The organism is Dehalogenimonas alkenigignens (assembly GCF_001466665.1).
Taxonomy (GTDB): Bacteria; Chloroflexota; Dehalococcoidia; order Dehalococcoidales; family Dehalococcoidaceae; genus Dehalogenimonas; species Dehalogenimonas alkenigignens.
Genome location: NZ_KQ758903.1, coordinates 859,286 through 880,528, shown reverse-complemented (window position 1 = coordinate 880,528; position 21,243 = coordinate 859,286). Strand labels below are relative to the sequence as shown.

Sequence of the window (21,243 nt, the reverse complement as noted above, 5' to 3'; positions counted from 1 at the left end):
TATGCTGCCGTGATTCGGAAGCGGCTGGCCGGGACGGTATTTGCCTCTCTCATCATCTTCATCCTTCTTTTCACCTCCGGATGCGACAGCCTGAGCAACCCCTTCAAATCCGATGAAACCTCATCGCCTTCAACCACGCCGCCGGTGACCGCAGCCAAACCCAAACCGGTGGTTAAATCGGTTGAAGCGACGACTTCGGGCATGGGCGACCACTATTTCGCCATCCTGGAGATCACTATCGATAACCGCGGCACCGACGGCACCGTCGTGGTGACCGCCAGCCTCACCCAGGGCGGGGTAACTCAAACCAACGAGATGATAACCAACCTGAACAAGGATAAAACCCAGGTACTGCGCCTGACTTTCCCCCTCAAATGGAAGGGCGGTGACTGGACCCAGACCGTCGAAGTCACCGTGCCCTGATCCTCTTCGGGCCCGAATAAGATTTGCCCCAAGTTAAGCGATAGGTTACATTGTTAGTATCCTCGTTTTGAGGTAAAACGTGACCGGGGCTGACCAGACACTGCTTTCCCGCCGCATCGCCGACCTCGGGCTGGAAATCCGCGGCAGCCGGCTGGAACCCTTGCTGGGCCGGCTGCATGCCGAACTCCAGGCAGCAGGCCTTACCGGGTTCCAACCGGAGGCTTATTTTTCCGATGAATGGGGATGCCCCGCCGGGATGCCGGTTATCGGCATCCCTTTTTACCTGGCCAGTAGCGAGTTGTGCCGGCTGGAAGGCAGCATGACCGGCATCGAGGCCGAAACCGACGAAGAAATAATGATGTACCTCCGCCACGAGGCCGGGCATGCCTTCAACTACGCCCACCGGCTGTACCGGTACCGCCTCTGGCAGAGGCTTTTCGGCGATTACGGCGAGCCTTACCGCGAAGTTTACCCGGTAGTCCCTTTCAGCCCGGCTTTTGTCCGGCATATCCCGGGCTGGTACGCCCAAAAGCATCCTGACGATGACTTTGCCGAGACTTTCGCCGTGTGGCTGACCCCAGGCGCGGCCTGGCGCGAGGTTTATTCCGGCACCCCGGCGCTTAAAAAGCTGGAATACGCCGAACGGGCGGCGCGGATTTACGGCCGGCGACCGGTACAGTCGCCAGCCGGCGGGCTCGACACCCCGGTCGGCGAACTCACCATGACTCTCGATTCGTGGTACCGCAGCTGCGGCGAACACCGGCACGCGCCGGTGGCGACACACCGGATTCTTGACGAAGACCTGCGCCGGGCTTTCCCTGACGGGCGCGGGATTGCGGCATCGGAAGCGGTCGAAGCCAGGCGCGGTAATCTGGTGCTTGAAATCAACCGCTGGACCGGCCTGGAACGGCATGTCGCCGCCGGCCTGCTGGCCGATCTGACCGCCCGCTGCCAGCGGCTTAACCTCCAGATGGATCAAAGCCGTATCGAAGAGCGGATGAGCGGTTTCGCTGTCATGACGGCAGCCCTGGCGATGAATTTCACCAGTCGGGGCCGGTTCGTTGAAAAAAGCGGCAGGAGAGACAGGCATGGATAAGCTGAAAATCAGCGTCCTGTTCTGGGAAGAACGCGGCCCGGAGGCAACCACCCATGACGAGGTGGTTGATCAGGTCACCGAAGCCCTGCGCGGGTCCGGGCACGAGGTCTCGGCCATCGGCCTGTGCGACGACCTGCGGGAGCTGCTGGACAAGCTGGACGAATACCGCCCGGACCTGGTGTTCAACCTTTGCGAGCGCTTTGCCGACAACGACAACTTTGAAATGAATGTCACAGCGGTGCTTGAGATGCTGGGACAGCCCTTTACCGGCACCGGGCCCCAGGGCATGGCGGCGCGCCAGGATAAAGTGTTGACCAAAAAACTGCTCCAGTTTCACGACGTGCCCTATCCCAACTACGCGGTTTTCGATCGGCACGACATCGAGTTCGCCGGGAAAATGCACTTCCCGCTGTTCGTTAAACCTCTCAGGGGCGATACTTCGCTAGGTATCGGGGAAGCGTCGCTGGTCACCGAGTATCCAAAGCTGGTAGAGCGGATTGATTTCATCCACAGCCAACTGAAGGAACAGGCTCTGGTGGAGGAATATGTCGAAGGCCGGGAATTTTACGTCGGCGTCCTGGGCAACGACCCTCCCGAAGCCCTCCCGCTGATGGAACTGGATTTTTCCAGCCTGCCGCCCGGGACGCCCCGCGTCTTCAGCCGAGCCCTGAAAGACGACTCCGACCCGGATCACCAGTTCATCAACGTCCAGGTGGCCACCGATCTGGCGCCGGAAACCCGGGCCCGCATCATCGCCGCCGGCCGCGAGGCAGCCTTCGCCTTAAAAGTGCGTGATTACGCCCGAGTCGATATCCGGCTGCCTGCCACCGGGACGCCGGTGGTGGTGGAAGTCAACGCCAATCCGTATCTGGAACGCACCAGCGCTTTTGCCCTGGCGGCTTTGCAGTCCGGACTGGGATTTGCCAGCCTGATTGACCGCATCGTCGAGGCAGCCTGGCGGCGGAATGAGCCGACGCCTTTCCTGGAAAGCCTTCAAAAGGCACGGGCGGAGCGGGCGCAGGCGCGCCGGGCGCTTTCCGCACTGATCGAAAAATGCGATATCAAACCGGTTTGAAAACCCCGATGATTGGGGGATAACCGCTCGAGGGGTATAATCAATACCGCAAGGAGGCGCTAATTATGTGCAAAACCTGTCGGACACACCATCCGGAACTGTACGCCGATAAGCCGGCCGCCAAACCGGCGCCCGCGAAAAAAGAAGCCGCCGCAGCGCCCGCCCCAAAGAAAAAGTGATTCATCTCTAACGAGCGGTTATTTGCCGGCCAGAGCCACCTGCAGCACTTCACCGGAAGCGGATTTGATGAAAACAACGGCCTGCAGATTACTCTGGCTGCCGCCGTAGCTAGATTTGACTGAAAATTGTTGAACGGCGCCGGAAGCCAGGCTCACGATAGCGACCGGAGAAAGAACGTCGCGCACCGTGTAGTGGTGTTCTGCGGTGCCCAGATCCTCATAGATGACGACATATAGCTTCAAGCCGGAAACAGTACTTGACCCAGTGTTGGTTGCGGCAGCTGTCACGGTAATGCCCCCGGAAAAACTGACGGTAGCGCTCAGGGCGACCGCCGGCGGTTTAGCCAGCGCGGCGGCGATTTTGGATGTCTGGGCGTTGTAGGCGGAGAGTTCGCTGCCGGCGCCGATGACTGGATTACCGCCATCGAAATAGATTGACGGGAAGCCCCTCACGCCGTATTCGGCGGCTTTAGCTTCGGTGGCCGGGGTGGCGTATTTGTCCCCCGAATGGTACTGCAGCACCAGGAGTTTTCCCGGCCCAAGCTCGGCGGCGTGTTTTTCGATCGCTCGCGACGCGAACGGACAGTAGCCTCACCAGTCCCCGGTGAACATCTCGGCCAGCACAACTCTGGTTTGGGCCGCCGCGGTAGCCGGCGGCGGCAGGCTGGTCGTTGTCGATGCCGATGGAGGCTGCGAAGCCGACGCGGTAAACGGAGACTCGGTGGCGGGAGTTTCCGCCGGGCCGCAGCCCGCGCCGGTGAGGGCGAGAGCGACGACGGCGGCTAACGACAGGACGAATTTCAACACCCCAGCCATTCCCTCTCAAACACCTTACTAATTATATCCCTCGGGTCAATCGCCGACAGGCGGTACCGATCTCTAATCAGCGCAGGGTCGCCCGACGGTATTTCAGATACATAGCTATGGCTGAAAGCAGAATGAGAAGGCTGATGAGGTTCGCCGCGACGATGACAGGGTCTTTCAAATGCCAGCCGTAAATACCCCATATGGCGACGCCGACGGAAAACTGAACCAGGGTCAGCAGGCTGATATCCTTTACCGACCTGGTCCGTCTCATTTTAAGAATCTGAGGCACAAACCCAAAAGTCGTAAGTACAGCCGCCGCAGCGCCTACCAGATACCACATTCCGGCACCCCTCAACCTGCCGCTGACGGCAAGGTTCGACCATATCGCCCGTTTGTGTCATCATTATAGCGAAGTGAGCGATTCGAGGCATCGAACAGGGGTGCCGAATGGCGAAACTGGTGCTTGACCTGCACGAAATCTATAACCGCGGGGCGGCTATTGAAACGGAGTTGAACCGGATCATCTCCGATGCGGTAAAAAAGAGGATAGAACTCATCGAGATCATCCCGGGCAAGGGTTCGGGCGCCCTTAAAAAGCATGTTCTCAGGTTTTTAGCTCAACCGGGGATAAAGCAGCAGTACCACCGGATTGAGAAGGACGATAAAAATTTCGGACGCATCTTCGTTCACTTCAGGTTTTAGCCCCGCGGCGTTGACCCGCGCCCTTATCCGGCATAGAATTGTTCTCGGCAGGGGTGCGGCCATGGTGGAAGCCTGGAGGAGGGCGGACATCGTCTCGCGGCGATGAGCGGAGGCCGGCCGGCCCCTGCCTCATTATTGCCGGAAGAACGCTCGGAGCACGGAGGTCCGAATGGCTGACGAAATCATCATGTACGGCACAACCTGGTGTCCCGACTGCGTGCGCGCCAAATCAGTCTTCAAGCAATTGGGCGTGACCTATAAATGGGTTGATATTGCCGCCGACGCCGGCGCCGCGGCTGAGGTGGAACGCATCAACAAAGGTTTCAAAAGCGTGCCGACCATCATTTTCCCGGACGGCGCCGTTCTGGTTGAACCGTCCCGAGCTGAACTCGAAAAGAAATTGAGCCGGGCGTAAGCCGGCTGCATCGGTTGTTTTATAACACCGACGCCATCGAGTGCCGGAAGAATAATGCCCCAACCCGATTCCTTCAATGCTCCTCTTAATACCGGTTTGTGGTTGATACTGGAAAGGCCTGAATGAAAAGAATAGCCACCTGGTTCAAGGCCACTCTTAAAAAGGAATTCCTTGCCGGGCTGCTGTTCCTGGTGCCCCTGCTGGCATCGGTCCTGATCCTGATGTGGATGTTCAACACCATCGACGGCATCCTGCAGCCGGTCATCAAGCTATTTTTCGGCCGGGAGATCGTGGGGCTCGGCCTGGCCGGCACCATCGTCCTTATCTGGATCGTCGGGATCATCTGGCACAACGTGGTGGGACGCAGCATACTGAAAACCGCCGACAGGGTATTTTCCAGGCTGCCCCTATTCTCCCAGATATACACCGGCGCCAAGCAGGTGGTTGACTCTCTGGGCGGCGTCAAACGCAGCGCTTTCAAAGAAGTCGTCATCGTCGACTTCCCTCAGAAAGGGGTCAAGTCGCTGGCCTTCATCACCAACGACATGGAAGATGAAAACGGCAAGAAGATCTATGTGGTCTATGTCCCCGGATCACCCAATCCGACTTCCGGCTTTTTGCAGCTGCTGCGGGAACACCAGATATCCCGCCCGAACATGAGCGTCGACTGCGCCATGAGGATGATTATTTCCTGCGGCATGGTCACGCCTGAGAAATGCCAGGGCGTTGAGTTGGCCGACGGCGCCGGCACGGGCGGCGGAACAACAGCACCGGCCGATGAGGAGTCGGCAGCCGCTTTGCAGTCACCGATACACCTGGACCGCCAGCCCGCAACCATAGAACCGCCGTCCTGTCAGCTCTGATAAAAACGGGACGCAGCCTATAGCAGCCAAAACGCCGCGCGGCCTTCCGACAGCCAGGTTCTCCGCTTGGCAGAACGGCGCGTTATCCCGTATCATAGAGACCGGCCTTTTTGCATCGAGGAAGAAATGAACTTATATAGAAAACTGCTGGTCGTGCTGCCTCTGCTGGCGATCCTGACCGCCGGAGGCTGCGGCGATCCCAAACCCACTTACGCCACCATCGAGACCAATCTGGGCAGCTTCAAGATAGAATTTTTCACCAAAGACGCGCCCAAGACGGTGGAAAATTTCATCTCCCTGACCGAAAAGGGTTTTTACAACCAGAGCGCCGACAACAAAATCATCTTTCACCGCATCATGAAGGAGTTCATGGTCCAGACCGGCGACCCCGCCGGCACCGGCGCCGGCGGTCCGGGGTACACTTTTGCCGACGAGCTGCCGGTTAAAAGGTCGTACGAACCGGGAATCGTCGCCATGGCCAACCGGGGACCCAACACCAACGGCAGCCAGTTCTTCATCTGTACCGGCCCGCAGGCTAAAAACCTCGATCAGAACCCGGCTTATACCCAATTCGGCATCGTCGTCGAGGGAATGGATGTAGTCCGGGCGATCGCCTCGGTACCGGTAGTTCTGACCCCAACCGGCGAACTCTCCAAGCCTGTCGACCCGCCCTATATCATCCGGATCACCATCGAAAAGCCTTGATTTGAAATTGGTGCTCAACAAGAAAGGAAATCATAATGCCCGAAACCAAACGTTGGACCGCCGCCCCGCCGATGCAGATCGATCCCAATAAAAAATACACCGCCGCCATCGACACCTCACTTGGCAGCTTCAAGATCGAGCTGCTGGCCAAGGAAAGCCCCAAAACGGTAAACAACTTCGTCTTTCTGGCCGGCGAGGGTTTTTACGACGGCGTTATCTTCCACCGCATCATCGCCCCGTTTATGATCCAGACCGGAGACCCCACCGGTACCGGCGGCGGCGGCCCGGGCTACCGCTTCAACGACGAACTCCCGGCGAAGCATTCTTACGATCCCGGGATTGTAGCCATGGCTAATGCGGGCCCCAACACCAACGGCAGCCAGTTCTTCATCTGCACCGGTCCCCAGGCCCGCGGCTTGAACGGCTGCCCCAACTACACCCAGTTCGGGCGGGTTACCGAAGGTATGGACACGGTTCAGAAGATCGCCGGGGTCAAGGTTGGCCGCTCCCCTCACGGTGAAGTGTCCATGCCAGTTGATCCGCCGGTGATCAAAGGAATCTCCCTAACCGAGGCCTGATGTCTCCGGGGATGCTGGGCGTTTGATAAATGGCCGATAAAACGATTGTGCAGCTGGCAGTGTTCGAGGCTCCGGCGCGGCGCGTCTTTGAGGCGCTGACGGATTCGGCGCAGCATTCAGCTTTCACCGGCGCGGCGGCATCCATCGACGCCCGGCCCGGCGGCAGCTTCAGCGCCTACGACGGCTACATCAGCGGCAAGTTTCTCGAGCTTGAGCCCGGCGCAAGGTACGTCCAGCGGTGGCGGGCTTCTGACTGGCCGGAAGGTGTTTTCTCGACCGTTTCGGTCGAGCTCGGTGAAAAAAGGGGCGTGTCCACTTTAAGGTTCACCCAGCAGGGCGTGCCTGAGGCCTTCGCCGAGGAAATTGCCCAGGGCTGGCATGATTTCTACTGGGACCGGCTGCGGCTTTACCTGGAAAAACCTCCCGGCCGGTAGCGCCGCCACCTGTTCCGTCCCTGGATACTACCCGTCAACAGCAGATACATCAGCGGATATCCCCCGGTCAACTTTCCAGAAATGAAAACTTGACATATAATGGTAATGTCATGCTTACCCGGCATAAGGCAGAAACCCAGGCGTCGGGCCAGCCGCTAGCCCAGGCGTATGAATCCGCTTCGGCGATCATCGAAAACGTCGGCAAGGTCATCGTCGGCAAAGCGGAAGCAATCAGGTTGGCGGTAGTTGCCATTCTGGCCGGCGGGCACTTACTCATCGAAGATGCTCCCGGCGTCGGCAAAACGATGCTGGCCCGGTCACTGGCCCGGTCGCTGGAGTGTTCTTTCAAGCGCCTCCAGTTCACCCCTGACATGCTTCCCGGGGATATCACCGGCACGACCGTCTATAACCAAAAAAGCGGAGATTTTGAATTCCGTCCCGGACCGGTGATGGCCCAGATCGTGCTGGCCGACGAGATCAACCGCGCCACGCCTAAAGTGCAGTCAGCCCTGCTGGAATGCATGGAGGAGCACCAGATCTCGGTCGACGGCGTAACCCACCGGATGCCGGTGCCCTTCCACGTACTGGCCACCCAGAACCCTGTGGAATATGAGGGCACCTTCCCCTTGCCCGAAACTCAGCTCGACCGCTTCCTGCTTCGGCTGTCTTTGGGCTTTCCCGATCCGGCCGGGGAACTGACGATCCTGGAAAACCAGCGCTTCCGTCATCCCATCGAAGACCTGACGCCGGTGGTCCACGCTGAGGAACTCATCGGCCTTCAGGCGGCGGTCAAGGATATTTTCGTCGACCGTCTGGTCAGTCAATACATCGTCGCCCTATCCGGCGCTACCAGAAATCACCGGTCGCTGTATCTGGGAGTTTCACCCAGGGGTTCGCTGGCCCTATACCGCACCGCCCAGGCGCTGGCGCTGGTCAGCGGCCGGGATTATGTCCTGCCTGACGACGTGAAAGCCCTGGCGGTGCCGGTCCTGGCGCACCGGATGGTTCTTGACCCGTCTGTACCCCACAAGACCTCCAGCCGCGATATCGTCACCGAGATAATTAACAGCCTGCCGGTGCCGGGCGCCATGTCCGGCCGAAGCTGATTTGGGGTAAATTGGGGAGGGGGAATGCGCCCAGGTGTGGGACTATTAGTCTCGACGCTGGTCCTGGCAGGGGCGGTAGCGGTTACCGGCTCAGTGCTGGCGCTGCGGCTGTTCTATGTCTGGATTCTGGTCCTGGCGGCCGGATGGCTCTGGGTCAGGCTGTCAATCCGCGGCCTTTCGTTAGAGTCCGGTGCCATTCCGGAACGTGCCTGCGCCGGATCTTCAATCCAACAGGAGGTCAGTCTCAACTCAGCCAGCCGCCTGCCCCGGTTCGGCCTGACGCTGCAGGCAGAGACCGATCTCCCGGGTGCGGATAGCGCTCCCGTACACGAAATCGTTTCCGGCCGAGGCGCATCCCTGCAGACCAATTACTTGCTGGTAAAGCGCGGCCGCTTCCATCTGGGGAGATTCCGGCTTACCGCCACTGATCCTTTTGGATTGTTCCACTCCCGAACCTCATTGGGCGAGGCGCGGCAAATCACCGTGCATCCCCAGGCAGTGCCGTTGCCGCCTTTCAGCCTGCTGGGACTGGCCGGATCGGGGTTGTCGAGGAGGCTGCCGGAAGCTCTTTCAGCTTCAGCCTCTAGCATCCGTGAATACACCACGGGCGATTCGCTGCGCCATGTCCACTGGACAAGCACCGCCCACACCGGACAATACATGGTCAAGGTTTTCGACGCCGACCGCTCCCGCCACCGCGCCAAGAACTATTGGGTTATTCTGGATATGGCCGCGCCGGCCCACTCCGGTGAGGGCAGCCAGTCCACGGCAGAATACGCGGTTACCCTGGCGGCGGCGCTGGCCAGAAAATACATCGCCGGCGGTTTCCAGTTCGGCTTAATCGCCAGCCAGCACGAACCTGTCGTTATGCCCGCAGCTGCCAGTCAAAAACACCTGACCGATATCCTGGACGTTCTAGCGGTCATCGAGCCTCGGGGGGCAATGCCGGTTGCGGAACTTATCGCCAGGCATCAGGGATTATTCGGTTCGGACTCGACGGTAGTGACCATTTCCCCGTCCAACTCCAGCGCTTTGACGGAGGCCTATCACCAGTTAACCTCACGCGGCGGGGCAGCCGCATTCTTTCTTATCGACGGCGCCGACTTCGGCGGACCTTCACCCGCCGCTGCCGGTCGATCGCTTATTCAGCTTGGGGCGCCGGTTTATCTGCTGCGGAAGGCAGACAGCTGCGCTCAGTCCCTGGAGCAGGCCGCCGGCGCGCCGGGGTGGGTCAGGGACTGGAGCCGCTCGTGAACGTCACTCCGGTCACCAGCCGATCAGGGTTTGTCTGGTTGAACCTGGCCCTGGTGCTGCTCTCGCTGGGGGTGGCGGTATACTCTCTTGAAGCCGCCCGGTGGATCAATCCTCAGCCCTCTCTGCTCCTGCCGTTCCTCCTCGGTGTTGCCGCCGGCAGCTTGCTAGGCGCTTCCCGCCTGCCTGGCGCTATCGCGGCCGGCCTGTCGCTCATCGGCGCCGCCGGCATGGCAGTCTGGCAGTCGTTGTCGCTTTTCTCGGACCTGGCCGGGTTGAGTAAATGGGACCGCTGGCTGGAGGCGCTGTCCCGGCCTTCCGACAACCAGATTGCCTTCGCCGTATTTTTGGTGGCTGTCTGCTGGCTAGCCGGTGTCACCGGCGCCTGGTTCGCCGCGCGCCGGCGCAATGGCTGGCCGGCATTCATCATCGGCGCACTTATCGTCAGCTTAAACGTCGCCAATCTGACCCGGGAATTCGAGTTCATAATTCCGCTCTACCTGGTTGCAGGGCTGGTGATGGTAGCCGCCTCGGCCTCCAATGGGAGGGGAACCCGTTTGCTGGCAGGTCTGCCGTTATGCCTGTTGATCGTACTGGCGGCGTTCGCCCTGCCGCAATCCCCGGCAGCAGACCTGAAGCTGCAGGTCGGCGGCGAGTCAATCCTGGCGGCACTCAAGGATAATACCCTAAACATCTTTTCGGCTGTCCCTTCGAAGGTAAAAACGGTGCGAAGCTCCAATCAGGACTCAGTGTCTTTCAGCGCTGCGCCCGACCAGAGCGATGCAATCAGATTCATCATCGATTTTCCTACGTCCGGCTACTTCACAACGCGCTATTACGATACGTACTCCGCCGCCGGTTGGACCGTGAGCCAGTCAGCTGCCACCGAGATCACCCCTAATCAGCCGATAATCGGCGCCGCACCGCCGGCGCGGTCCATAGCCATCAGTTACCAGGTAGAAAACCAGGTCAAGACGGACCTGATACTGGTCAACGGGTATCCGTTATCCGTTTCCATTCCGGTTTTATCCCGGAGCCTACTCTCCCCTGAAGGCAACGACATCATGACGCTCATTTCTCCCCGGTTGCTTGCTGTGTACCAGACCTACCAGGTGACCGGCCGGCTGCCGGCTGTAACGGCGGCTGAACTGGCGCTGGCTGCGGGAAAGTACCCTGACTGGATTGCTGAGCGTTACCTTCAGCTGCCGAGTAATCTGCCGAGGTCCGTGTCCCAACTCAGCCGGTTCCTGACGCGGGACAAGGTGACGGCTTACGAGAAGGTCATGGCGGTCAAAGAATACCTGGGGAGCTTCTCATACGAAATCTCAGGGACGGCGGTGGCCACAGGCGCGGACGGAGTGGCTCAGTTTATCGCCTCACGTCAAGGCAATTGCGTCAACTTCGCGTCAGCCGCAGTAGTCTTGCTGCGTTCCGCAGGCATCCCGGCCCGCTTCTGTCAGGGGTATCTGGGCATCGAGCGCGATGCCGATACCAACCGGTTGATCATCCGCGGCCATGATTCCCACACCTGGGCTGAAGTTTATTTTCCTGATTACGGCTGGATTGTATTGGAAACTACTCCCGGACGCCCCGCCGACAGCCTGGAAAACTCCGCCGCAGTCATCTCCGGAGACATTCTGCCGCCGCCGCCATCAACGAATCCCTTCCTGCCCGGCGGCGAGATCGAAGATACCGCCGGGGCGGCCTCTCTGGATCCGGCCGGCGGGGGAATGCCCGAGACCGGCGGCTGGGTGCTGGCACTTGCCTTCCTGTTACCGAGTATCGCTCTGGCCGCCGGCGGCGGGACCCTGTATTTATCACGCGCATCTTCCGCGGGTTCGGCTTACGCCCGGCTGGGACTGGTAGGCAGGTTGTTCCGCCTGAGGCCGAATCCCGCCGAAACACCCCTGGAATACGCCCGCCGCTTGAGCGCCCGCCTGCCGTCCGAGGCCGCCGGCATCAGCGCGGTTGCCGGCGCCTATGCCCGGGTCCGCTACGGGCCGGCCAAGACCCGGTCAGCACAGGACGATGATGGGTTGCGGTACGAGTGGCGGCAGTTGAGCCTGCGCCTCATTAGACTTAGATTCGGACTGGCCAGTCCGGAAAACTGACCGCCCCGCTTAACCCGTTCCGTCGAGCGCGGTCCGCACCCCGGCGGTGAATTCTTCGAGAGATGCCAGCGACGGGTCTTCCTCGATGAGCCTAAGAAGCTTGCTTCCGATGATCACGCCGTCGGCGTAGCATCCGATGGCTGCCGCCTGTTCGGCCGTCGACACGCCGAAACCCACCGCCAGGGGCAGACTGGCCTGCCGCCGTACCTTCGCGACGAAATCCGGCAGGTACTCCGGAACGCCGTCGCGGGCGCCGGTGACCCCGGCCACTGAGGTCAAATAAATAAAGCCGCGCGCTTTCTCAGCTATCAGAGCGACACGCGCGGCGGTCGAGGTCGGCGCCAGGAGATATATCAAATCTATGCCATGTTTTACTGCTGCCGCATCAAGATCTCCGGACTCGTCCGGCGGCAGGTCCGGCATGATCAAGCCGGAAACGCCGGCGGCGGCCGAGTCGCGGCAGAAAGGCTCGATCCCGTAGCTCAAAACGGGATTGTAGTAGCCCATGAAGACCAGCGGCGCATTCAAACCCCGCCGCCTGAGTTCGGCGGCGGTTTCGATACAATCCGCAGGAGTGACTCCATTCTGCAGCGCCCGAAAACTGGCCGCCTGGATGACCGGTCCATCGCCGATGGGATCGGAAAAGGGAACCCCGAGTTCGATGATATCGCAGCCGGCCCTCTCCAGGACAACCGCCGCTTTTAACGTCGTCTCGATGTCCGGATAGCCGACGGTCAGGTAGCCGATGAGCGCCTTGCGCCCGCCGCCGAAAGCCCTGGATATATCACTCATCAGCTCACTCCCATTGCCTTCATCACGATATCCATATCTTTATCCCCGCGGCCGGACAGGCAGACGAGGATCGTTTGACTCTTGTCGAGCGCCGCCGCCAGCCTGGCCGCCAGGGCAATGGCGTGCGACGATTCCATAGCCGGCAGTATGCCCTCGGTCTCAGACAGCAGCCGGAAGGCGGCCAGGGCTTCCTCGTCGGTCACCGCCACGTACTCGGCGCGGCCGGAATCTTTCAAGAAACTGTGCTCCGGCCCGACGCCGGGGTAGTCCAGACCGGCAGAGATGCTGTGTGTCTCTGCCACCTGGCCGCAGGCGTCCTGCATCAGGTAGGACCGCGCCCCGTGAAGCACTCCAGGCCGCCCGGCTGAAAGGGTGGCGGCATGTCTGCCGGTATCGATGCCGGAGCCGCCGGCCTCAACGCCAATCAGCTTTACCGACGAATCGGTGATGAAAGGATAGAACAGGCCGATGGAGTTTGAACCGCCGCCGACACAAGCCACGGCGTAGTCCGGGAGTTTCCCGGCGGCGTCGAGCATTTGCGTCCGAGCCTCGCGCCCGATGACCGACTGGAAGTCCCGTACCATCATCGGGTACGGGTGCGGCCCGACGACCGAGCCGATCAGGTAATAGCTGTCCTCCGGGTGGGATACCCAGTCTCGCATGGCCTCGTTGATGGCGTCTTTCAGCGTCCGCGACCCTGAAGCCACCGGCCTGACTTCAGCGCCCATCAGGCGCATGCGGAAGACATTCAAGGCCTGCCGCTTGACGTCGTCTTCACCCATATAAACGACACAGTCAAGCCCAAACATGGCGCAGACGGCGGCGGAGGCCACGCCGTGCTGCCCGGCGCCGGTTTCGGCGATAATCCGCTGCTTGCCCAGGCGTTTTGCCAGCAGTCCCTGGCCAAGGGCGTTGTTGATCTTATGCGAGCCGGTATGGGCTAAATCCTCGCGCTTCAAAAAGATTCTTGCCCCGCCGCAGCGGCGGGTCAGATTAGCGGCGTAATACAGCGGCGTGGCGCGGCCGGCGTAGTGAGCCAGCAGCCCGTCGAGTTCACTTTGGAATGAGGTGTCATTTTTGACCCCTTCATAGCCGGCGGTCAAGTCCGTAAGCGCCGGCACCAGCGTCTCCGGGACATAGCGTCCGCCGTAACCCCCAAAATATCCCCTGTTATCAGGCAGCATTCCTAACTCCTTTCAAGCGGGCGTCCGCGGCTTTTACAGCCCGGATAAAGGCCAGGATTTTGGCCGGATCCTTGATGCCGCGGCTCTCGACGCCTGATGACACATCCACCCCCCAGGGATGGTAGCGCAGTATCAGTTCCCCGACATTTTCCGGGGTAAGTCCCCCGGCCACCATCAACGGCAGCGAAGGTTCAAGCCCCCCCAAAATGGTCCAGTCGAATTTTTCGCCGGAGCCGCCGTAAGTGTCATCGCCGCGGCGGTCTAACAGATGGATGGTTCGCGGCCGGGCGGCGGCGATACGGCTCTCGATCTCCTCGGCGCCAGTGTCGCCGTCGATCCGGGTAGCCCTGATCAGCGGCCGCTCGATGCGGCGGCAGTAATCCTCGTCCTCATCGCCGGAAAGCTGTACCCGGTCAAGACGGCAGTATTCGGCGATGCGGTTGACCTCGTAGGCCGGGGCATTGACGAAGACGCCGGCCAGTTTCGGCCGCTTCGGCATGGTAAAAAGATGATGGGTCAACTCCAGAGCCCGTTCCGGCGTCAATTTGCGACGGCTCTCGGCGAAGACCAGCCCGATGAAGTCCGCCCCCAGACGGGCGCACAGGCCAATTGTCTCCACATCTGTGATGCCGCAGATCTTGATGCGCGTCATCCCAGCAGTTCCCTCAGTTTGTGCCCGATATCGGGCGCTGTCACCAGCGCCTCACCGACCAGCGCAGCGTCGATGTCGAGGTTTTGAAGGTACTTTATGTCATCACTGCAGGTGATGCCGCTCTCGCTCACCGTGAGCCGTCCGGCAGGTATCAGCCGCCTGAGCCTGCCGGTTGTCGCCAGGTCAACCCTGAATGTCTTGAGATCGCGGTTATTGATGCCGATAATATTGGCGCCGCTGCGGACGGCCGCTTTGACCTCGGCTTCGTCATGCGCCTCTACCAGCGCCGCCATACCCAGGCGGCGGGCTAATTCAAGCAGCGAGGTTAGCTCCGGAGCAGTCAATACAGCGACGATAAGCAGCACCGCATCGGCGCCGCAGGCCCGCGCCTCGTAGACCTGGTATTCATCCGTGATGAAGTCCTTACGGAGCAGCGGCGGTCGGGTATCATCCAGATACTCTGCGATGTCACTTAAATAGGCAGGGCTGCCATGGAAGTACTTTTCCTCAGTTAACACCGAAATAGCCGCCGCGCCGCCGCGGGCGTATTCCCGGGCAATGACCACCGGGTCGAAATCAGCCTTGATCACTCCTTTCGATGGAGACGCTTTTTTTACCTCGGCGATAATCTTCACTCCGCCACCGGCGATGGCGGCGGCGAAATCTTTCGGCGGCGGCCGCTTCTCGATCTCGCTGATAAGCAGGTCGAGGGGTACCCGCCGCTTACGCTCACTGACGGCCGACCGCGTCGCCGCGACAATTTCATCAAGCAGCACGCCTGGCCTCCAGCATCTGAGTCATTTCGACGAATTTTTCAAGTTTGGCGAGCGCCCACCCGTTGTCGATGGCTTCGGCGGCCATGATGACGCCCTCAGTCATGGTTTTTACCCGGTCGGCGACGAGCAGTGCTGCGGCGGCGTTCAAAACGGAGGCGTCACGCAGCGCCCCGGGCGCGCCTTCGAGCAGCCGCAGCATGGCGGCGGCGTTCGACCCGGCGTCACCGCCTTTTATTGCGTCAATCGAGTGCCGGGATAGACCGACATCCTCGGGGGCGACGGTGTAGCGGTTCAGTTCATCGCCGATAAGCTCGCATACTTGAGTCGGTCCGGTGACCGTAAGTTCGTCCAGTCCGTCGCCGTGAACTACCAGAGCATGGGCGCCGCCCAGAGCTCGCAGCGCCGCGGCCATCTTGAGCACCAGGTCCTTGCCGGGCACGCCGATGACCTGAGCGGTAGCCCCGGCCGGGTTGCACAGCGGCCCCAGCAGGTTGAAGACGGTGCGGATGCCGATCTCTTTCCGCGGCGGCCCCGCATGTTTCATGGCCGGATGGAACATGGGTGCGAACATAAAAACGATGCCGACACGCTCCAGACATTCTGCAGCCTCCTCGGGCGACAGGTTAATACGAACGCCCAGCGCCTCCAGGACATCGGCTGAACCGCAGCGCGACGACATGGCACGGTTGCCGTGCTTGGCCACCTTGACGCCGCAGGCGGCGGCGATGATGGCCGCGGCGGTGGAGATATTAAAGGTGCCCGCCCCGTCGCCGCCGGTGCCGCAGGTGTCCACCACCGGGCTGGCCGATTTTACCGGCAGCGCCCGGGCCCGCATCGTCCGCGCCAGACCAACCATCTCTTCCACTGTTTCGCCCTTGCACCTTAAGGCGGTAACAAAGGCGCCGAACTGGGCCGGGGTGGCTGCCCCGTCCATGATCTCCCCCATGACCGCCGAGGCTTCATCTGCGGAAAGGGATTTGCCGGATACCAGATTCTGAATCGCTTCCTTAATCATCGCCCGCCCCCGTTCAAGAAATTTCTCAGCAGTTCCTTGCCGTATTGCGACATGAAAGACTCCGGGTGGAATTGGACGCCCTGGACGGGGAATTCCCGGTGCCGCAGCCCCATGATTTCACCATCGGCTGCCCAGGCAGTCACCTCCAGGCAATCAGGCAGGGTGTCCCCGGCCACCGCAAGCGAATGATAGCGGACGGCGGTAAAAGGCGACGGAACACCCTCAAAGATGCCCTTCCCGGTGTGTTCGATGGCAGACGTTTTGCCGTGCATCACCGATTTAGCCCTGATGACGTCGCCGCCGTAAACGTGGCCCAGGCACTGATGCCCCAGACAAACCCCCAAGACCGGCAGCGTTGGGCCGAAATATCGGATGACCTCATTGGAGATGCCGGCGTGTTCCGGCGACGATGGACCGGGGGAGACCACGATCCGCTCGGGATTGAGCAGCTGGATGCCGCGAATATCAATCTCGTCGTTGCGCCGGACGCAGACGTCGGCGCCAAGTTCGCACAGGTACTGGAAGAGGTTGTAGGTGAAGGAGTCGTAATTATCGATAAGCAGTATCATCGCGGTCCCCCCTAGACTCCAGCCTCAGCCCGCTCGACGGCTTTAAACAGCGCCTGGGCTTTGCTCAGCGTCTCTAAATATTCCGACTCCGGGTTGGAGTCATAGACGATGCCGGCGCCGGCCTGGACGTAAACCCTGCCGCGGGCGGCAACCATAGTACGGATGGCGATAGCCATGTCCATGCCGCCGCTATAGCTGAAGTAGCCGACTGCCCCGGCGTAAGGTCCCCGCCGCTCCGGCTCATGCTCGGCGATAAGCTGCATGGCGCGAACCTTCGGCGCGCCGGAGACGGTGCCGGCGGGGAAGGCAGCCCGCAGCGCGTCGCCGGCGGAAAGCCCAGGCTGCAGCCTGCCCTTGACATGGCTGACCAGGTGCATGACGTGAGAATACCTCTCGACGTTCATCAGATCGGACACTTCCACCGAGCCGGGCATCGAAACGCGGCCGATGTCGTTGCGGCCGAGGTCCACCAGCATAATGTGCTCGGCGCGTTCCTTGGGATCGGCCCTGAGTTCAGCTTCAAGCTCCAGGTCCTCCTCTGAAGTCTTTCCCCGCCTCCGGGTGCCGGCCAGCGGCCGGGTGATTACCTCGCCGCCCTCAACGCGGACGAGTATCTCGGGCGAAGCGCCGATGATCTGAAAGTCCTGGAAATCCAGATAGAACATATAGGGAGACGGGTTGATGCTCCTGAGAGCGCGGTAGATGTCGAAAGGCCGGGCCCCGGTGACCCTGGACAGGCGCTGCGACAGCACCACCTGAATGGCTTCGCCGGCGGCGATGGCCTCTTGGATATCGGCGACGCTGGCTTCAAACGACTGCCGGCTGACCGAAGAGATGAAGGCGGGCGCAACCTCCGGTGCTTCCCCGGCTGCCCGAGGCGGCAACGGTCCTGCCAGGCGGCGGCACAGTTCGTCGATTCGGGCGATGGCTTCGGAGTATGCGGTATCGAGGTCGCCGTCCAGCGGCATCAGCGAGACCACCCGGATGCGGTGGGAGACATGGTCGAAAACCAGAAAGGTCTCGGCCAGCATGAAGACGGCTTCCGGCAAGCCGAGGGAATCAGCCCCAGGCGTCGGCAGCCTCTCGAACTTGCCCGCCGCCTCGTACGACAGATAGCCCACGGCGCCGCCGCAGAAGCGAGGCAAGTCGGGCTGTCCAGCCAGTTTCCGGCCCGCTAAAGCGGCCTCGACGGACTTGATCGAGTCTTCCGCCGAGCCGGACGGAGTGACCAGGAGGTGTCTGGGTTCAGTGCCGATGAAGGAGTAGCGGGCCATACGCTGGCCGCCCTCGACGCTCTCGAGGAGGAAGGAAGGCCCCCCGCGGGAAATTTTAAGGAAGGCGGAAACCGGGGTCTCAAGATCCGCCATGAGGTCGCGGGAGACGGCGGCGAGGTTGCCCTCACCGGTCAACCTTCGTATTTGTTCCAGGGTTGGCGTGTACATCGTGCCTCCGCGAAAATAAAAAACCCTCGCCCCCTAGGGGCGAAGGTCAAAATACTTCGCGGTGCCACCCTGGTTCGGCTCGAAAGCCCTGCGGCTCAAGAACCATCTTTTGTCGGGTACGGTTATCAAAACGATACCCTGGGCCGGTTAACGGCGCCCTTCCCGGCGGAGCCTACTCGCAAAACTTTCGGTCCGCAGCTTCCCAGTCCATTCAACGCCCGCGCAACTGCCGGCTCACACCTTACCCGGCTCTCTGGAGTCCGCCTGACGCTTACTCGTCTGGATCAACGCTTTTGAGTTGTTAAATTGCCTTTCAAAATACAGCATAAGGCAAACTCTTGTCAAACCGGGCAGCCGGCGAGGATGACAGCGCCGCGGCGATGGGTTAAGATTCACCCTGGAAAATTTTTACAAAGGACAGACATGTGACAGTCGAACCTGCCATCCGCCGCGCCGAAAGCAGGGATATCCCTGTAATCGTCCACTACAACATGGCTCTGGCGGCGGAAACCGAAAAACGGCATCTTGACCAGGCCACCGTAACCGCGGGCGTAACCGCTTTTTTAGAACACCCGGAGTACGGCTTTTATATCATCGCCGAGGCAGGCGGCGAGCCGGTGGCCCAGACGATGATTACATACGAATGGAGTGACTGGCGCAACGGCGTCATCTGGTGGATCCAGAGCGTTTATGTCAGTGCCGCCTGGCGGCGCCTCGGTCTGTACCGCAAGCTTTATCAACAAGTCAGGGAGCTGGCGGCGCAGGACGGCGGGGTGAAAGAGTTGCGGCTGTATGTCGACCAGGACAATACCGCCGCGCGGCAAACCTATCAGGCGCTGGGTATGATGCCGAGCCGCTATCTTTTATACGAAGCCGATATCTGATCCGCAGCCCCGCGGGAAGCCCGGTCCAATCCTTCGAGCAATCCGGGGAGATGGCTGCCGGCAAAAACCATCCAGGCCAGGCCGACGCCGGATAGGAAACGTTCGCTCAGGCCGATAAAAGTATCCTGGTGGATCGGCAGTACCTGCCAGGCAACCACAGCCCCGATCACCGCCATAATCCTGGCCAGATTGCCCACCGCGACGGCATCATGAAACCCCCGGACGGACCTGGCCAGAACCAATCCGGTAACCGGAAACAACACCGCCAGCAGGATTACCGCGGCCACGTGGATGCCCCCGGCGACGGTGGTCACGGCCGTTCCGGGGTCGGTATTGAAAATGATGATCACGCCAAAACAGGCGGTGCTGACGGCAAACAGCCCGCCGGAAACCAGCAGTCCCCGGTGCCGCCTGCCGGCGTCGGAGGAAAGCATCAGGCCGGCCAGAAATGCGTTGGCTATGCCTGCCGCGGCCATGCCCCATTCCTCCATCCAGCCGTTGGGCAGCAGCACCAGATCACTGATGGATTCGCGCAGGGGATCATATCCGGGATTAAGGGAAATGGCGATGACATCGCAGGTGATCATGATGACCGCCGCCGCGCCGCAAATAAACGGCAGGGCAGGCGCGATAGCCAGATAGAACCGGCGCCGGGTCATGGAGAGGATTATACACCCGGGGCTGGCGTGCCGTTAGACCGCGGAAACAGCAGCCGAGGATCCGCCGCCGGCATTTTTGAACTGCAGCCAGGCCAGGCGTTCGATGTCTTCTCTCCGGAAGCGCCGGTCGCCCCTCGGGGAGATGCGCCAGCACTCTATCCTGCCTTCATCCCCCCAGCGCCGCAGCGTATCCGGGGACACCTTCAGCAATTCGGATGCGTCCCGGGTGCTAAGCAGCCTGTGGCCATCTAGGGTTGGTGTCATATTCATCACTCACTGTAACGGACAGCGGCTAAAAACGTCAGGACGCCGGCGTCAGTGAAAATAGATATTGACATTGTGTATAGTTTATTTTACACTATGTATAGTTAAATTTACTATGGAGGAGAGATTTGAGCGCTGACAGTTTCAGGAAATTAATGAGCATCATCGCTCTAGGCCTGGGGGCGTTGATCGCTTTCGCTATCGTCGCCGAGCTGCCGGTGTGGGTGCCGTTATTGGCGGTGATGCTGGCGCTGGTCGCAGCCAATATCTTCCGCCGAGGGGTTAAAGAGGTGCTGGCTGATGAACGCAGCCGCCGTGTCGACGAGAAGGCCACGGTCTTAACCTACCGTGTCTTCACCACCGTGACCGCTTTGGGAGTCCTTTTGGTGATGATGCTGCGCAGCAGCCTGCCGGAGTGGGCTTTCATCGCCGGTCAGGCCGTCGCCTTTGCCCTTTGCGCTCTGATGCTGCTGCATCTGGCAGTCATCAAGTATTATTCGGGGAAGTTATAGCCCGATGCGCAACAAACTTAAAGTTTACCGGGCGATGCATGATCTGACTCAGGAAGCTCTAGCTGAAAAACTGGGGGTAACGCGGCAGACGATCATCTCCATCGAAAGCGGCCGCTACGACCCTTCTCTGGGGCTGGCGTTCAAGATCGCCGGGTTGTTCAAGGTGAAAATCGAGGACGTTTTTTCCCGGGAAGATGCCGATTAGCGGGCGCCGAAGGGGATGCCGTAAAAGCCGTTCGGGTCCAGGAAAATGGGCAGTTCCGGCGGGTTAAAGGTGAACAATATCATCGCCGACCCGAGGGCTATAATCATAGCCAGCCCCACCCAATTCATATAACCGGGCAGTTTGCCCGACGTCAGAATCTTGTAGCTGACTAATTGCCCGATAGCGACTGCCGCGGCGAAGATCAGGATATCGACGATGAGGATTTCCTCGCCGGTGGCCGCGGTGTAGGCGTAGAAGATCAGCGCCGTTACGGCGGGAATAAGGTAAACAGCCGTGCCCTTGGCGGCAAAGAAGTTGTTTACTTTGCCTCGAAAGACCGGATATTCGATCGCCGCCCAGATCACCATTGGCCAGAAACCCTGCTTGAAATGCTCCCAGACACTCTCATTGACCGAGGCAAAGGCGCCAGCCAGCAGGGATTCACCCGACCATTCAAAAACAAAATGCAGCAGCGCGCCGAGGCTGAAGACGAAGAGGATGCCGAGGAGTTCCCATCTAAGGATGCGTTTCATATTTTTGGATA

Annotated in this window: 28 protein-coding genes and 1 other annotated feature; of the genes, 15 read left to right on the top strand and 13 right to left on the bottom strand. The window is 60.4% G+C overall.

Annotated features, from left to right (window positions below):
- Positions 1 to 9: 9 nt before the first annotated feature.
- The 3 genes from DEALK_RS04695 (at position 10) to DEALK_RS04685 (ending at position 2,594) form a co-directional block, all read left to right on the top strand.
- Entirely contained in the window at positions 10 to 423 is a 414-nt protein-coding gene (locus DEALK_RS04695; protein WP_058439146.1) for a hypothetical protein, read from the top strand.
- 79 nt (positions 424 to 502) lie between these two features.
- Complete coding sequence (locus DEALK_RS04690; protein WP_058439145.1) at positions 503 to 1,519, top strand: putative zinc-binding metallopeptidase; 1,017 nt, start codon at positions 503 to 505, stop codon at positions 1,517 to 1,519.
- Positions 1,512 to 2,594: a D-alanine--D-alanine ligase family protein gene (locus DEALK_RS04685; protein WP_058439144.1), complete on the top strand. Its 1,083-nt coding sequence runs from the start codon at positions 1,512 to 1,514 to the stop codon at positions 2,592 to 2,594. The genes DEALK_RS04690 and DEALK_RS04685 overlap by 8 nt, the downstream gene beginning before the upstream one ends.
- 197 nt (positions 2,595 to 2,791) lie before the next feature.
- On the opposite strand, the gene DEALK_RS04680 is transcribed toward DEALK_RS04685, so the two are convergent.
- The 3 genes from DEALK_RS04680 to DEALK_RS04670 form a co-directional block, all read right to left on the bottom strand.
- Positions 2,792 to 3,295 (bottom strand): hypothetical protein, encoded by a 504-nt coding sequence (locus tag DEALK_RS04680; protein WP_058439143.1) that lies wholly within the window; start codon positions 3,293 to 3,295, stop codon positions 2,792 to 2,794.
- A 69-nt stretch (positions 3,296 to 3,364) separates the two neighbouring features.
- Positions 3,365 to 3,589, bottom strand: a complete 225-nt coding sequence (locus DEALK_RS04675; RefSeq protein ID WP_058439142.1) for a hypothetical protein — start codon at positions 3,587 to 3,589, stop codon at positions 3,365 to 3,367.
- Positions 3,590 to 3,656: 67 nt separating this feature from the next.
- Complete coding sequence (locus DEALK_RS04670) at positions 3,657 to 3,920, bottom strand: SemiSWEET family sugar transporter (RefSeq protein WP_058439141.1); 264 nt, start codon at positions 3,918 to 3,920, stop codon at positions 3,657 to 3,659.
- A gap of 107 nt (positions 3,921 to 4,027) precedes the next feature.
- On the opposite strand from DEALK_RS04670, the gene DEALK_RS04665 reads away from it, so the two are divergent.
- The 9 genes from DEALK_RS04665 to DEALK_RS04625 all read left to right on the top strand — a co-directional run bounded on the left by DEALK_RS04665 (position 4,028) and on the right by DEALK_RS04625 (position 11,745).
- Positions 4,028 to 4,282: a Smr/MutS family protein gene (locus DEALK_RS04665; RefSeq protein WP_058439140.1), complete on the top strand. Its 255-nt coding sequence runs from the start codon at positions 4,028 to 4,030 to the stop codon at positions 4,280 to 4,282.
- A 169-nt stretch (positions 4,283 to 4,451) separates the two neighbouring features.
- The gene (locus DEALK_RS04660; RefSeq protein WP_058439139.1) at positions 4,452 to 4,697 is read left to right on the top strand and encodes a glutaredoxin family protein; all 246 of its coding nucleotides are present in this window, start codon (positions 4,452 to 4,454) and stop codon (positions 4,695 to 4,697) included.
- Between the two features lie 122 nt (positions 4,698 to 4,819).
- Positions 4,820 to 5,560 (top strand): DUF502 domain-containing protein, encoded by a 741-nt coding sequence (locus tag DEALK_RS04655; protein WP_065128695.1) that lies wholly within the window; start codon positions 4,820 to 4,822, stop codon positions 5,558 to 5,560.
- 126 nt (positions 5,561 to 5,686) lie between these two features.
- Positions 5,687 to 6,265 (top strand): peptidylprolyl isomerase, encoded by a 579-nt coding sequence (locus tag DEALK_RS04650; RefSeq protein ID WP_058439138.1) that lies wholly within the window; start codon positions 5,687 to 5,689, stop codon positions 6,263 to 6,265.
- 35 nt (positions 6,266 to 6,300) lie between these two features.
- On the top strand, positions 6,301 to 6,843 hold the full coding sequence (locus tag DEALK_RS04645) for a peptidylprolyl isomerase (protein WP_058439137.1): 543 nt from the start codon (positions 6,301 to 6,303) through the stop codon (positions 6,841 to 6,843).
- A gap of 29 nt (positions 6,844 to 6,872) precedes the next feature.
- Entirely contained in the window at positions 6,873 to 7,277 is a 405-nt protein-coding gene (locus DEALK_RS04640) for an SRPBCC family protein (RefSeq protein WP_058439136.1), read from the top strand.
- A gap of 110 nt (positions 7,278 to 7,387) precedes the next feature.
- Complete coding sequence (locus DEALK_RS04635; protein ID WP_083496348.1) at positions 7,388 to 8,383, top strand: AAA family ATPase; 996 nt, start codon at positions 7,388 to 7,390, stop codon at positions 8,381 to 8,383.
- A 24-nt stretch (positions 8,384 to 8,407) separates the two neighbouring features.
- A complete protein-coding gene (locus DEALK_RS04630; protein ID WP_058439135.1) occupies positions 8,408 to 9,637 on the top strand; it encodes a DUF58 domain-containing protein in 1,230 nt (409 codons plus the stop codon).
- Positions 9,634 to 11,745 (top strand): DUF4129 domain-containing transglutaminase family protein, encoded by a 2,112-nt coding sequence (locus tag DEALK_RS04625; protein WP_133240208.1) that lies wholly within the window; start codon positions 9,634 to 9,636, stop codon positions 11,743 to 11,745. Before DEALK_RS04630 ends, DEALK_RS04625 begins: the two co-directional genes overlap by 4 nt.
- 9 nt (positions 11,746 to 11,754) lie before the next feature.
- On the opposite strand, the gene trpA is transcribed toward DEALK_RS04625, so the two are convergent.
- The 7 genes from trpA to trpE are packed head-to-tail and all read right to left on the bottom strand — an operon-like array spanning position 11,755 to position 18,175.
- Positions 11,755 to 12,537 (bottom strand): tryptophan synthase subunit alpha, encoded by a 783-nt coding sequence (trpA, locus tag DEALK_RS04620; RefSeq protein WP_058439133.1) that lies wholly within the window; start codon positions 12,535 to 12,537, stop codon positions 11,755 to 11,757.
- Complete coding sequence (trpB, locus tag DEALK_RS04615; RefSeq protein WP_058439132.1) at positions 12,537 to 13,721, bottom strand: tryptophan synthase subunit beta; 1,185 nt, start codon at positions 13,719 to 13,721, stop codon at positions 12,537 to 12,539. Before trpB ends, trpA begins: the two co-directional genes overlap by 1 nt.
- On the bottom strand, positions 13,711 to 14,373 hold the full coding sequence (locus DEALK_RS04610) for a phosphoribosylanthranilate isomerase (RefSeq protein ID WP_058439131.1): 663 nt from the start codon (positions 14,371 to 14,373) through the stop codon (positions 13,711 to 13,713). Before DEALK_RS04610 ends, trpB begins: the two co-directional genes overlap by 11 nt.
- Positions 14,370 to 15,149, bottom strand: coding sequence for an indole-3-glycerol phosphate synthase TrpC (gene trpC / locus DEALK_RS04605; protein ID WP_058439130.1), 780 nt, complete (start codon positions 15,147 to 15,149; stop codon positions 14,370 to 14,372). Before trpC ends, DEALK_RS04610 begins: the two co-directional genes overlap by 4 nt.
- Entirely contained in the window at positions 15,139 to 16,164 is a 1,026-nt protein-coding gene (gene trpD / locus DEALK_RS04600) for an anthranilate phosphoribosyltransferase (RefSeq protein ID WP_058439129.1), read from the bottom strand. The genes trpC and trpD overlap by 11 nt, the downstream gene beginning before the upstream one ends.
- Complete coding sequence (locus DEALK_RS04595) at positions 16,161 to 16,733, bottom strand: anthranilate synthase component II (RefSeq protein WP_058439128.1); 573 nt, start codon at positions 16,731 to 16,733, stop codon at positions 16,161 to 16,163. Before DEALK_RS04595 ends, trpD begins: the two co-directional genes overlap by 4 nt.
- A gap of 11 nt (positions 16,734 to 16,744) precedes the next feature.
- Positions 16,745 to 18,175, bottom strand: coding sequence for an anthranilate synthase component I (trpE, locus tag DEALK_RS04590; RefSeq protein WP_058439127.1), 1,431 nt, complete (start codon positions 18,173 to 18,175; stop codon positions 16,745 to 16,747).
- A gap of 32 nt (positions 18,176 to 18,207) precedes the next feature.
- Positions 18,208 to 18,472, bottom strand: a binding site (T-box leader).
- A gap of 128 nt (positions 18,473 to 18,600) precedes the next feature.
- On the opposite strand from trpE, the gene DEALK_RS04585 reads away from it, so the two are divergent.
- Positions 18,601 to 19,059 carry a GNAT family N-acetyltransferase gene (locus tag DEALK_RS04585; RefSeq protein ID WP_116632781.1) on the top strand — a complete coding sequence of 153 codons (459 nt, stop codon included), beginning with the start codon at positions 18,601 to 18,603 and terminating at the stop codon, positions 19,057 to 19,059.
- Here the strand turns inward: DEALK_RS04585 and DEALK_RS04580 are convergent.
- Together DEALK_RS04580 and DEALK_RS09775 are read right to left on the bottom strand one after the other, a co-directional pair.
- Positions 19,032 to 19,718 carry a DUF998 domain-containing protein gene (locus DEALK_RS04580; protein WP_058439126.1) on the bottom strand — a complete coding sequence of 229 codons (687 nt, stop codon included), beginning with the start codon at positions 19,716 to 19,718 and terminating at the stop codon, positions 19,032 to 19,034. The two genes, DEALK_RS04585 and DEALK_RS04580, sit on opposite strands and share 28 nt — an antisense overlap.
- Before the next feature lie 33 nt (positions 19,719 to 19,751).
- Positions 19,752 to 19,982 carry a MerR family transcriptional regulator gene (locus DEALK_RS09775; RefSeq protein ID WP_165802729.1) on the bottom strand — a complete coding sequence of 77 codons (231 nt, stop codon included), beginning with the start codon at positions 19,980 to 19,982 and terminating at the stop codon, positions 19,752 to 19,754.
- Positions 19,983 to 20,110: 128 nt separating this feature from the next.
- On the opposite strand from DEALK_RS09775, the gene DEALK_RS04575 reads away from it, so the two are divergent.
- Entirely contained in the window at positions 20,111 to 20,494 is a 384-nt protein-coding gene (locus DEALK_RS04575; RefSeq protein WP_133240206.1) for a DUF2178 domain-containing protein, read from the top strand.
- A 4-nt stretch (positions 20,495 to 20,498) separates the two neighbouring features.
- Complete coding sequence (locus tag DEALK_RS04570) at positions 20,499 to 20,699, top strand: helix-turn-helix transcriptional regulator (protein WP_058439124.1); 201 nt, start codon at positions 20,499 to 20,501, stop codon at positions 20,697 to 20,699.
- Here DEALK_RS04570 and DEALK_RS04565 read toward each other — a convergent pair.
- Positions 20,696 to 21,232, bottom strand: coding sequence for a DUF6512 family protein (locus DEALK_RS04565; protein WP_058439123.1), 537 nt, complete (start codon positions 21,230 to 21,232; stop codon positions 20,696 to 20,698). The two genes, DEALK_RS04570 and DEALK_RS04565, sit on opposite strands and share 4 nt — an antisense overlap.
- Positions 21,233 to 21,243: the final 11 nt, after the last annotated feature.

Excerpts from the sequence above, each read along its gene's own strand:
- trpE (WP_058439127.1), bottom strand. The coding sequence starts at position 18,175 with ATGTACACGCCAACCCTGGAACAAATACGAAGGTTGACCGGTGAGGGC.
- DEALK_RS04565 (WP_058439123.1), bottom strand. The coding sequence starts at position 21,232 with ATGAAACGCATCCTTAGATGGGAACTCCTCGGCATCCTCTTCGTCTTC.
- DEALK_RS04685 (WP_058439144.1), top strand. The coding sequence starts at position 1,512 with ATGGATAAGCTGAAAATCAGCGTCCTGTTCTGGGAAGAACGCGGCCCG.
- DEALK_RS04610 (WP_058439131.1), bottom strand. The coding sequence starts at position 14,373 with ATGACGCGCATCAAGATCTGCGGCATCACAGATGTGGAGACAATTGGC.
- trpB (WP_058439132.1), bottom strand. The coding sequence starts at position 13,721 with ATGCTGCCTGATAACAGGGGATATTTTGGGGGTTACGGCGGACGCTAT.
- DEALK_RS09775 (WP_165802729.1), bottom strand. The coding sequence starts at position 19,982 with ATGACACCAACCCTAGATGGCCACAGGCTGCTTAGCACCCGGGACGCA.
- DEALK_RS04650 (WP_058439138.1), top strand. The coding sequence starts at position 5,687 with ATGAACTTATATAGAAAACTGCTGGTCGTGCTGCCTCTGCTGGCGATC.
- DEALK_RS04640 (WP_058439136.1), top strand. The coding sequence starts at position 6,873 with ATGGCCGATAAAACGATTGTGCAGCTGGCAGTGTTCGAGGCTCCGGCG.
- DEALK_RS04665 (WP_058439140.1), top strand. The coding sequence starts at position 4,028 with ATGGCGAAACTGGTGCTTGACCTGCACGAAATCTATAACCGCGGGGCG.
- DEALK_RS04580 (WP_058439126.1), bottom strand. The coding sequence starts at position 19,718 with ATGACCCGGCGCCGGTTCTATCTGGCTATCGCGCCTGCCCTGCCGTTT.
- DEALK_RS04630 (WP_058439135.1), top strand. The coding sequence starts at position 8,408 with ATGCGCCCAGGTGTGGGACTATTAGTCTCGACGCTGGTCCTGGCAGGG.
- DEALK_RS04675 (WP_058439142.1), bottom strand. The coding sequence starts at position 3,589 with ATGGCTGGGGTGTTGAAATTCGTCCTGTCGTTAGCCGCCGTCGTCGCT.
- DEALK_RS04635 (WP_083496348.1), top strand. The coding sequence starts at position 7,388 with ATGCTTACCCGGCATAAGGCAGAAACCCAGGCGTCGGGCCAGCCGCTA.
- DEALK_RS04655 (WP_065128695.1), top strand. The coding sequence starts at position 4,820 with ATGAAAAGAATAGCCACCTGGTTCAAGGCCACTCTTAAAAAGGAATTC.
- DEALK_RS04645 (WP_058439137.1), top strand. The coding sequence starts at position 6,301 with ATGCCCGAAACCAAACGTTGGACCGCCGCCCCGCCGATGCAGATCGAT.
- trpD (WP_058439129.1), bottom strand. The coding sequence starts at position 16,164 with ATGATTAAGGAAGCGATTCAGAATCTGGTATCCGGCAAATCCCTTTCC.
- DEALK_RS04595 (WP_058439128.1), bottom strand. The coding sequence starts at position 16,733 with ATGATACTGCTTATCGATAATTACGACTCCTTCACCTACAACCTCTTC.
- DEALK_RS04670 (WP_058439141.1), bottom strand. The coding sequence starts at position 3,920 with ATGTGGTATCTGGTAGGCGCTGCGGCGGCTGTACTTACGACTTTTGGG.
- DEALK_RS04660 (WP_058439139.1), top strand. The coding sequence starts at position 4,452 with ATGGCTGACGAAATCATCATGTACGGCACAACCTGGTGTCCCGACTGC.
- DEALK_RS04570 (WP_058439124.1), top strand. The coding sequence starts at position 20,499 with ATGCGCAACAAACTTAAAGTTTACCGGGCGATGCATGATCTGACTCAG.
- trpA (WP_058439133.1), bottom strand. The coding sequence starts at position 12,537 with ATGAGTGATATATCCAGGGCTTTCGGCGGCGGGCGCAAGGCGCTCATC.